The organism is Mycolicibacterium vaccae NBRC 14118 = CIP 105934, from assembly GCF_001552715.1.
GTDB lineage: Bacteria > Actinomycetota > Actinomycetes > Mycobacteriales > Mycobacteriaceae > Mycobacterium > Mycobacterium vaccae.
Genome location: NZ_BCRS01000205.1, coordinates 1 through 9,855 on the forward strand (window position 1 = coordinate 1; position 9,855 = coordinate 9,855).

At 69.9% G+C, this 9,855-nt stretch carries 10 protein-coding genes and 2 pseudogenes; 2 read left to right on the top strand and 10 right to left on the bottom strand.

Going from position 1 to position 9,855, the window contains the following annotated elements:
- The 9 genes and pseudogenes from MVA01S_RS26680 to MVA01S_RS26720 all read right to left on the bottom strand — a co-directional run.
- Positions 1-220 (bottom strand): annotated as a pseudogene (locus MVA01S_RS26680) (exopolyphosphatase); the annotation flags it as partial.
- Complete coding sequence (locus MVA01S_RS26685) at positions 217-1,347, bottom strand: glycosyltransferase family 4 protein (RefSeq protein WP_003933848.1); 1,131 nt, start codon at positions 1,345-1,347, stop codon at positions 217-219. The gene MVA01S_RS26685 and the pseudogene MVA01S_RS26680, both read right to left, overlap by 4 nt.
- Positions 1,344-2,303, bottom strand: coding sequence for a phosphatidylinositol mannoside acyltransferase (locus tag MVA01S_RS26690; protein WP_003933847.1), 960 nt, complete (start codon positions 2,301-2,303; stop codon positions 1,344-1,346). The genes MVA01S_RS26685 and MVA01S_RS26690 overlap by 4 nt, the downstream gene beginning before the upstream one ends.
- Positions 2,300-2,971 carry a phosphatidylinositol phosphate synthase gene (gene pgsA / locus MVA01S_RS26695; RefSeq protein WP_003933846.1) on the bottom strand — a complete coding sequence of 224 codons (672 nt, stop codon included), beginning with the start codon at positions 2,969-2,971 and terminating at the stop codon, positions 2,300-2,302. The genes MVA01S_RS26690 and pgsA overlap by 4 nt, the downstream gene beginning before the upstream one ends.
- Positions 2,968-3,540 carry an ATP adenylyltransferase gene (locus MVA01S_RS26700; protein WP_040543188.1) on the bottom strand — a complete coding sequence of 191 codons (573 nt, stop codon included), beginning with the start codon at positions 3,538-3,540 and terminating at the stop codon, positions 2,968-2,970. The genes pgsA and MVA01S_RS26700 overlap by 4 nt, the downstream gene beginning before the upstream one ends.
- On the bottom strand, positions 3,518-5,581 hold the full coding sequence (thrS, locus tag MVA01S_RS26705; RefSeq protein ID WP_003933844.1) for a threonine--tRNA ligase: 2,064 nt from the start codon (positions 5,579-5,581) through the stop codon (positions 3,518-3,520). Before thrS ends, MVA01S_RS26700 begins: the two co-directional genes overlap by 23 nt.
- A gap of 70 nt (positions 5,582-5,651) precedes the next feature.
- Complete coding sequence (locus MVA01S_RS26710) at positions 5,652-6,083, bottom strand: TIGR02611 family protein (RefSeq protein ID WP_003933843.1); 432 nt, start codon at positions 6,081-6,083, stop codon at positions 5,652-5,654.
- A complete protein-coding gene (locus tag MVA01S_RS26715) occupies positions 6,080-6,733 on the bottom strand; it encodes a PaaI family thioesterase (RefSeq protein WP_003933842.1) in 654 nt (217 codons plus the stop codon). The genes MVA01S_RS26710 and MVA01S_RS26715 overlap by 4 nt, the downstream gene beginning before the upstream one ends.
- Before the next feature lie 20 nt (positions 6,734-6,753).
- On the bottom strand, positions 6,754-7,614 hold the full coding sequence (locus MVA01S_RS26720) for an aldo/keto reductase (RefSeq protein ID WP_003933841.1): 861 nt from the start codon (positions 7,612-7,614) through the stop codon (positions 6,754-6,756).
- Between the two features lie 37 nt (positions 7,615-7,651).
- Between MVA01S_RS26720 and MVA01S_RS26725 the strand changes: the two genes are divergently transcribed.
- Both MVA01S_RS26725 and MVA01S_RS26730 read left to right on the top strand, forming a co-directional pair.
- Positions 7,652-8,149: a DUF1990 domain-containing protein gene (locus tag MVA01S_RS26725; RefSeq protein WP_003933840.1), complete on the top strand. Its 498-nt coding sequence runs from the start codon at positions 7,652-7,654 to the stop codon at positions 8,147-8,149.
- A gap of 195 nt (positions 8,150-8,344) precedes the next feature.
- The gene (locus tag MVA01S_RS26730) at positions 8,345-9,052 is read left to right on the top strand and encodes a GAF and ANTAR domain-containing protein (protein WP_003933839.1); all 708 of its coding nucleotides are present in this window, start codon (positions 8,345-8,347) and stop codon (positions 9,050-9,052) included.
- Positions 9,053-9,152: 100 nt separating this feature from the next.
- Here MVA01S_RS26730 and MVA01S_RS26735 read toward each other — a convergent pair.
- Positions 9,153-9,855: pseudogene (locus MVA01S_RS26735) on the bottom strand (hypothetical protein); the annotation flags it as partial.

Here is a 9,855-nt window from a genome sequence, read left to right on the forward strand (position 1 = left end):
CCAGCCGTCTGCCCTCCGGTCCCCCGCCGTACGCCTCGACAGCCACGGCCCGGGCCACCACCGCGCGCCGGGCCAGCGCCCCGTCGAGCGCCTGCCACGACAGGTCGTAGCGCACGTGCAGCCGGTCCAGCCGGTTCGCCGTCTGGTACGCCCATCCGATGGTCAGCAGGATCGCCGCGAGCAGCACCGCGATGACGACCGCGGTCACCCAGGGGATCACGACTCGACCTGAACCTTCGCCCCGGCGCCGGCGACGGTCTCGTACACCCGCAGGATCTGGCGGGCCACCACCGACCAGTCGTAGCGCTGCACCGCCCGGGTCGCGTACTCGATGTAACCGGCGCGGGCCGCGTCGTCGGCGAGCACGTCGATCAGTCCCTCCGCCAGCGCCGCGGAGTCGTCGACGGCCACCAGCCGGCCGGCCTGCCCGTCGTCGAGGACGCGCCGGAACGCGTCGAGGTCACTGGCCACCACGGCGGTCCCGGCGGCCATCGCCTCGACCAGCACGATGCCGAAGCTCTCCCCACCGGTGTTGGGCGCGCAGTACACGTCGGCGCTGCGCATCGCCGAAGCCTTGTCGGCGTCGTCGACCTGACCGAGAAACCGCAGATGGCCGGCCAGCGGGCCGGCTTCGTCGCGCAGTTCGTCCTCGTCGCCGCGGCCGACCACCAGGATCTCCACGTCGGCGAACCGCTCCACCAGCGCCGGCAGCGCGCCGAGCAGCACCGACATGCCCTTGCGGGGTTCGTCGAAACGGCCCAGGAACAGCACGGTGCGGCCCGGCCGCGGATAGCCCGGCAGCAGCGGCGCCGACGCGAAACTGGCCACGTCGACACCGTTGGGGATCTCCACGGCGTCGCTGCCCAGGGCCTCCATCTGCCAGCGCCGCGCCAGGTCGGACACCGCGATGCGGCCGACGATCTTCTCGTGCATCGGCCGCAGGAACGGCTCGAACACCGACAGCGTCAGCGACCTCGTCGTCGACGTGTGGAAGGTGGCCACGATCGGGCCCTCGGCGATGTTCAGCGCGAGCATCGACAGGCTGGGCGCATTCGGCTCGTGCAGGTGCAGCACGTCGAAATCGCCCTGCTGCAGCCACTTCTTCACCTTGCGGTGGGTGGCCGGACCGAAGCGCAGCCGCGCCACCGAGCCGTTGTACGGGATCGGCACGGCGCGGCCGCCGGAGACCACGAAGTCGGGCAGGGAATCCCCGGCCTCCGGGGACGCGGGCGCCAGCACACTGACCTCGTGGCCGGCGTCGCGGAACACCGTCGCCAGCTGCAGCACGTGCGACTGCACCCCGCCGGGAACGTCGAACGAATACGGGCAGACCATCCCGATCCTCATCCGTAAGACTCCAGGCGGGCCCGGCGCTCGTCGGACAGGTCGGCCAGCCACTGCGGCTGCATCATGTGCCAGTCCTCGGGATGGGCGGCGATGTTGGTCGCGAACCGGTCGGCCAGGGCCTGGGTGATGGCGATGACGTCCCCGGACGACGTGTCGAGTTCCGGATAGACCTGCATGCCCCAGTCGTCGGGTTCGAACCAGCAGTGCACCGGCAGCAGCGCCGCACCGGTGGTCAGCGCGAGTTTGGCCGGGCCCGCAGGCAGCCTGCTCGGCTCGCCGAAGAAGTCGACCGGCACGCCCGTCCGGGTCATGTCCCGGTCGGCCATCAGGCACACGATGCCGTTGCCGAGCAACCGGTCGCGCAGCACGTCGAACGGTGGCCGCTCACCGCCGGAGAGCGGGACCACCTCGAAGCCGAGGCTTTCCCGGTAGGCCAGGAACCGGTGGTACAGCGACTCGGGCTTGAGCCGTTCGGCGACGGTGGTGAACGTGCCGTGGTTCTGCGCCAGCCACACCCCGGCCATGTCCCAGTTCCCGCTGTGCGGCAGCGCCAGCACCGCGCCGCGGCCGGTCTCCAGCGCGCCCCACAGCAACTCGATGTCGTGCACGCGCAGGCGTCTGGCCAGGTCCGCGTGGTCCATCGCCGGCAGCCGGAACGCCTCGCGCCAGTACCGCGCGTAGGACGCCAGCGAGGCACGCATCAGGGCTTCGGGAACGTCCCCCGGAGTCGTCCCGACCACCCGTGCGAGGTTCCTGCGCAGCTGTTCGGGTCCGCCGTTGCGGGCCGCCCATCGGGCGCCGGCGTCGAAGGTGTTGCGCGCCACGGTCTCCGGGGCCGCACGGACCAGCCGCCAACCGGCGGCGTAGCCCCAGTCCGCCAGCTGTCCCCCCACCGCCGACGGCAGCGAGAGCAGCCCCCGCGCACCTCCGCCGGACCCGGTCGGGTGCTCTGTCATTGGTCGGTGGTCTCCGACGTGTCCCCGGTTTCGCGCGCCGGCAGCGGGTCCATGGCCGCCGCCGAGGTCCGCACGCTGTGCAACCGCTGCCCCACCGTGACGACGCTGGTGATCGCCAGCACCCACATCGCGACGTCGAGCAGCCACGGCAGCGGGAAGAACGGCAGATCGGAGAAGCACGCCCCGACCAGGATGATGAGCAGGCGTTCCGGACGCTCGATCAGGCCGCCGTCCCCGTTGAGACCGCTGGCCTCCGCCCGGGCCTTGATGTAGGAGATCACCTGCGACGACACCAGGCAGATCATGGTGGCCACCGCCAGGCCGGTGCTGTGCAGCCCGAACACCGCCCACCACAGCAGTCCGCAGAGCACCGCGCCGTCGCTGATCCGGTCGCAGGCGGCGTCGAGCACCGCCCCGAACCGCGTGCCGCCGCCGCTCTGCCGGGCCATCGCCCCGTCGAGCATGTCGGCCAGCACGAAGAACGCGACCGCGAAGGCGCCGGCGAACAGATACCCCATCGGGAACAGGGTCAGCGCGGCCAGCACCGAGCCGGCGGTGCCCAGGATGGTGACACTGTCGGGGGTCAGCCCCAGCTTGAGCGCCCCCTTGGCCACCGGTCGCGACAACTTGGTGTACGCCGCGCGGGTCATCAGGTAGAAATCGCTCACTGCTGCCTGTCCCACTCGGCGGCCAGCAACCGGCGGGTGTCCCGCAGCAGTTGCGGGATGACCTTGGAGTCGCCGATGACGGTGATGAAGTTGGCGTCCCCGCCCCAGCGCGGCACGACGTGCATGTGCAGGTGTTCGGACAGCGAGCCGCCGGCCGAGGTGCCCAGATTGAGGCCGACGTTGAATCCGTGCGGCCGCGACACCGTTTTCATCACCCGGATGGCTTTCTGGGTGAAGGCCATCAACTCCGCGCTCTCGGCCTCGGTGAGGCTCTCCAGTTCGGCCACCCGACGGTACGGGACCACCATCAGGTGGCCGGGGTTGTACGGGTAGAGGTTGAGCACCGCGTACACCAGCTTCCCGCGCGCGACGACCAATCCGTCCTCGTCGGACATGTTGGGGATGTCGGTGAACGGTTCTGACGACGTCTCCGGATCCGCCTTCACCGCGTCGACGATGTAGGTCATCCGGTGCGGCGTCCAGAGCCGCTGCAGCTGGTCCGGGTCGCCGACGCCGCGGTCTACGATCGTGTCCTCGGAGTCCACGTCACCCCTCGTCCGCTTCAGCATTGATCTCGACGAGTTCGGCTGTGGGAACGGCGTTTTCGCGGCGTCGCACCCAGTCGGCGATGGCCTCGACCGCGCGGTCGCTCGGCACGCCGTTGATCTGCGTGCGGTCGCCGAACCGGAAGGAGACGGCGCCGGCCTCGACGTCGCGGTCGCCGGCCAGCAGCATGAACGGCACCTTCTGGTTCGTGTGGTTGACGATCTTCTTGGCCATCCGGTCGTCACTGGTGTCCACCTCGGCGCGAATGCCGAGCCCGCGCAGCCGGGTCACCAGCTCCTCCAGGTACGGGATGTGGTCGTCGGCGACAGGGATGCCGACCACCTGCACCGGCGCCAGCCACGCGGGGAAGGCGCCGGCGTAGTGCTCGGTGAGCACCCCGAAGAACCGTTCGATCGACCCGAACAGCGCGCGGTGGATCAGCACCGGCCGCTTGCGTGTCCCGTCGGCTGCGGTGTACTCCAACTCGAAGCGGTCGGGCATGTTGAAGTCGAGCTGGATCGTCGACATCTGCCAGTTGCGTCCCAGTGCGTCGCGCACCTGCACCGAGATCTTCGGCCCGTAGAACGCCGCTCCCCCGGGGTCCGGCACCAGTTGCAGGCCAGAGGATTCGGCCACTTCGCGCAGCGTCTCGGTGGCTTCCTCCCACAGCTCGTCGGAGCCGACGAACTTCTCGGGGTCCTTGGTCGACAGTTCCAGATAGAAGTCGTCGAGGCCGTAGTCGGCCAGCAGTTCCAGCACGAACTGCAACAGCCGGGCCAGCTCGTCGCGCATCTCCTCGCGGGTGCAGTAGATGTGCGCGTCGTCCTGGGTCATGCCGCGCACCCGGGTCAGCCCGTGGACCACGCCGGACTTCTCGTAGCGGTAGACGCTGCCGAACTCGAAGAGCCGCAACGGCAGTTCCCGGTAGGAACGCCCCCGTGACCGGTAGATCAGGTGGTGCATCGGGCAGTTCATCGGCTTGAGGTAGTAGTCCTGCCCGGGCTTGCGCACGGTGCCGTCCTCGTTGTACTCCGCGTCGATCTGCATCGGCGGGAACATGCCGTCGGCGTACCACTCCAGGTGCCCGGAGGTGATGTAGAGCTGTTCCTTGGTGATGTGCGGGGTGTTGACGAACTCGTAGCCGGCCTCGATGTGCTTGCGCCGCGAGTACTCCTCCAGTTCGCGTCGCACCACTCCGCCCTTGGGATGGAAAACCGGTAGGCCCGAACCCAGTTCGTCGGGGAAGCTGAACAGGTCCAGCTCCACGCCGAGCTTGCGGTGGTCGCGCTTGAGCGCTTCCTCGATCAGCTCCAGGTGGCGGTCGAGTGCCTCCTGCGACTCCCACGCGGTGCCGTAGATGCGCTGCAGGCTGGCGTTGTTCTGGTCGCCGCGCCAGTAGGCCGCCGAGCTGCGGGTCAGCTTGAACGCCGGGATGTAGCGGGTGGTCGGGATGTGCGGGCCACGGCACAGATCGCCCCACACCCGTTCGCGGGTACGGGGATTGAGGTTGTCGTAGGCGGTCAGTTCGTCGCCGCCCACCTCCATGACGTCGGGATCCCCGGACTTGTCGTCGATGAGCTCGAGCTTGTACGGCTCGTCGGCGAGCTCCTCGCGGGCCTGGTCCTTGGATTCGAACACCCGGCGCTCGAACAGCTGACCGTCCTTGACGATCTTGCGCATCCGCTTCTCGAGGGCCTCGAGATGTTCGGGGGTGAACGGCTCGGCGACCTCGAAGTCGTAGTAGAAGCCGTCGGTGATCGGCGGGCCGATGCCGAGCTTGGCCTCGGGGAACATGTCCTGGACCGCCTGGGCCAGGACGTGGGCCGCCGAGTGCCGGATCACGCTGCGGCCGTCGTCGGTGTCGGCGGCCACCGGCTCCACCTCGACGTCGGCGTCGGGAATCCAGGACAGGTCCCGCAACCGACCCTCGGGGTCGCGCACGACGACGACGGCGTCGGACGCGCCGCGGGACGGCAAGCCGGCGTCACGCACCGCCTGCCCGGCGGTCGTCCCGGCAGCGACCCGGATCGGGGCTACGGGGGCGGGGCGGGCGGGGGCGCTCATCGCTGGGTTCTCCAAACGTTCAGGTGGGTGCGGGCCGGGTCGACCGCGACCATGCTATCGGTGCGGGGGCTCACGCCCCGATACCAATGGGGCTATCCAGCCAGCTGTGTTCGATCCCGAACAGTCCCCCGACGAACGCCAGCGCTCCCAGCAACCACAAGGTCCCGACCACCACGGCGAACGTGAACAGCGCGCCGAGGGCCTGCACCCACAGTCCCTGCTCCTTGAACCAGTCCATCACCGCGTCGTAGCGCTTGCGGACGTACCGCAGCAGCCGGTGCGCCCATTCGAACTCGGTGGCCAGGATCGCCAGGCCGAGGAACACGATCGCCCAGCCGGGGCCGGGGTACGGGATGGCCAGGATGCCGACGACCAGCACCAGCAGGCCCACGACGCCGACCGCGATGCGGTAGGCCAGATCGAGGGCGCGGCGTTGGCGCAGCCGGTCCCGCCACCGCGCCCACTTGTGGGTCAGCCCGCGCAGCCCGGTGTCTTCGCTCACGGCTGCCCCGGCTTGAGTTTGACGAACAGCGAGTGCGCCTCTGCCAGCACCTGGTCGCCGTCGAGCAGGCGGCCCGAGACGAAGATCTTGCGGTCGACGATGTCGTCGATCACTGCGTCGACCTGCAGCTCGGCGCCGATCAGCGCGATCTTGCGGTAGTCGACGTGCAGGAACGCGGTGCGCTGGGCCTTGCTGCCGCTGAGCTTGAACGCGGTGAAGCCGAGCAGCGAGTCGAACAGGTGGGCCACCGCGCCGCCGTGTGCGGCGCCGTTGCGGCCGAGGTGGTAGCGGCGGAACCGGGCGGTGCCCCGCACCCGTCCGTCCTCGGTGACGTGCAGATCGACCGGCGGGCTGAGGATGTTGCCGCGGTTGGGCAGGTCCATCCGGCGGCCCGACGGCGAAGACCATTCGTCGGCGTCGAACGGAGCCAGCAGCGCCGACGCCTTCTCGATCAGGTCGGCAGCCTGGGTGATCACCTCGTCGGGGGCGTCCGCGGCGCGCGCGTGATCCTGCAGCGTCCGCACCGCCTCGACGAACCGCCCGTAGTCGGGTCCCCCACGGTCGGTGGGTTTCGGCGGATTGAATCCGCCACCCACGCGGGCGTCGCGTCCAGAACCGACGTGTGTGTCAGCCGCGCTGTTGGTGCTCACCCGCCCACCGTATTGGTTGCTCAGCCCGCGGCGGCGCCGGCGTTGCCCAGTGTCTCGAACTCGGCCTCGGTCAGGGCGATGGCCGCCGCGGCCACGTTCTCCTCCAGATGGGCGACCTTGGACGTGCCGGGAATGGGCAGCATCACCGGCGACCGGTGCAGCAGCCAGGCCAGCGCGAGCTGCGACGGGGTGGCTCCGTGCTCGGCGGCGATGCGCTGCAACGGGCCGTCGGGTGCCGCGAGCGGCCCGGCGGCCAGCGGGAACCACGGGATGAACGCGATCTGCTCGGCTTCGCACACGTCGAGCACCGCTTCGGAGCCGCGCATCGTGAGGTTGTACATGTTCTGCACGGACACGATCGGGACGACCGCACGCGCCGCGGCCAGCTGGTCGGCGTCGACCTCCGACAGTCCGATGTGCCGGATCTTGCCCTCCTGCTGCAGTCGGGCCAGTTCCCCGATCTGGTCTTCGGCCGGGAACTTCGGGTCGATCCGGTGCAGCTGGAACAGGTCGATGGTGTCCACACCGAGCCGGCGCAGACTCAGCTCGCACTCCTGGCGCAGGTAGGCCGGGAACCCGAGGGGCTCCCAGACGTCGGGACCGGTGCGCAGCAGGCCCGCCTTGGTCGCGATGACGACGCCGTCATAGGGATAGAGCGCCTCGCGGATCAGTTCCTCGCTGACGTAGGGCCCGTAGGAGTCCGCGGTGTCGATGAAGTCGACACCGAGCTCGACGGCCCGGCGCAGCACCCGCAGGCATTCATCCCGGTCGGCCGGTGGCCCCCAGACGCCCTTGCCGGTCAGACGCATCGCGCCGAAACCGAGACGATTGACGGTGAGCTTGCCACCGAGGGCGAAGGTCGGTGCGGGGGCGGCGGTCACCGCTCCGACGGTACGCGGACGGTGCCAAGCTGGCACCGTGAAACTGACTGACCTGGCGGGCCGGGCACTGACCTACCCGGAGGTGGGCGCGACGGCCGCCGAGTTGCCCGCCGGCTACCACCATGTGCAGAAGTCGTCGGTGATCGGTCACGGCCGGGACCGGTTCGAACAGGCCGCCGCGGCAGGCATGCGGTGGGGCATGCTGCGCGGGGCGGGGCTGCGCGTGGAGGCGACCACCGCCGTGGCGGCCGTGGGAACCGAGGTTCTGGTGCATCTCGGACCCGTGGTGGCACCGTGCCGGGTGGTCTATGTCGTCGACGAGCCCGACCGCCGGGGTTTCGCCTACGGCACCCTGCCCGGACACGCCGTATCCGGCGAGGAGCTGTTCCTGGTGCGCTACGCGCCCGACACCGGGCAGGTGTCTGCGGAGGTGACCGCGTTCTCCCGGCATGGCACGTGGTGGAGCCGGCTCGGCGCCCCGGTGACCTCGCTGGTGCAGCGGGTGGTCACCGACCGGTATCTGCGGGCGCTCTGACCGTCCCTGTGAATTCGCTGGAAGCGTATGACGTCGTACGAAACGGCCCCCATCAGGCACGCAACCGGGCCCCGAACCACCCCGACTACCGCAGCAAACGGTCACAGAAGCAACATTTCCCATGCCTGCACCGACCGTTGCGGTCAGCGGTAGCCTGTAGTGCCATATTGACGCGTGAGTATCGGACGGTGAGGGATGATCGATCCAGCCGGCATGGAGGCCGCACATCTACGTGTGGCCGAAATTGTCCAGGGACTACACAACAGGTCCGACACCGACTCCGACACCGTCGTGGCGGAGTTGGCCGAGATCGCCGCTGCTGAGATCCCTGGCGCGCAGTACGCCGGGATCACGTTGACCCGCAACGCCAATCGCATCGAGACCCCGGCAGCGACCCACCACTGGCCGCTGCTGTTGGACAAGATCCAGCAGCAGCACCTGGAAGGACCCTGCCTGACCGCGGCGTGGGAGGAACGCGTCGTCCACGTCCGGGACCTGGAGACCGAGGATCGTTTCCCGAACTACCGGCGCGACGCGCTGGCCGAGACGCCCATCCGCGCGATCATGGCGTTTCAGTTGTTCATCGCCGACGAGACGCTGGGTGCGTTGAACGTCTACGCCGAGACTGCCGAGGCTTTCACCCCCGAGTCGCGCACTCTCGGGCTGATCTTCGCCGCGCACTCGTCGGTGGCCTGGAACTCGGCGCGCCGCGAGGACCAGTTCAAGCGGGCACTGTCCAGCCGGGACATCATCGGACAGGCCAAAGGCATGATCATGGAGCGCTACCGGGTGGACGCCGTCCAGGCGTTCGAGTTGTTGCGCAAGCTGTCACAGGACACCAACGTGCCGCTGATCAAGGTCGCCGGCGAGTTGGTCGCCGACGCGCAGGCATCGGCCCGCTGACAGCCCCGAGACAGCCGCTCGGCCAATCAGTTCCGGGCCCAACGGCCGCGGCCGTCCGAACCTCCCGCAGCGGGAGGACGGACGGCCGGGGCGTTCGGGTCTAGTGGGTGTCCCACCGGTCCCGGCCCTCACCGGCCGGTGCCGTACCCGTGATCAGGGCCCGCGGGATGTCGGCGTTGACCGGAGCCGGACCTGAATCCGCCTGCGTGGCAGACCAATCCGTGCCGACACAGAGCAGGTCGGACGGGACCGGCAGCTCACTGGGAAGCGGCACCGGCAGACCCGGGATCGACGGGATGCTCAGCGACGGTGGCGACACCAGGTTCGACAGGCTGGTCGCGGCCAGCGGGGTGAACGGGTCCGGCGGCGCGGGAACACCGACGCTGACCGATCCGGCCCCGCCGGGCACCGGAGCCGGCGGCGGCGGAAGGACACTGACCACCGAGGACGTCGCGTCCTGGACCGACCGGATCATTCCGGGGGGTGTCAGCAGATCCTCCAGCGCCACCGAGCTGCCCGGGGTGCCCGGGATCGGGGACCGCGGCGTCGCGCTGTTGACGCCGGTCGACGTGCCCGGGGTCGGCGGCAGACCGGGATAGTTCCCGGGCACCGACGACGCGGCCGGCGTGCCCGGCGTCGCGGGCAGCGGGGGCGTGCCGGTGTTGACCGACGTGCCCGTCGAGGACGGCGGAACCGGCGGCGTTCCGGGAGTCCCACCCGGCACCGTGATCGCCGCGGGCGTCCCAGGGACGCCGGGCGCGGGCGGAGTCACCGCACCGACCGGCACCGCACCCGGACCACCG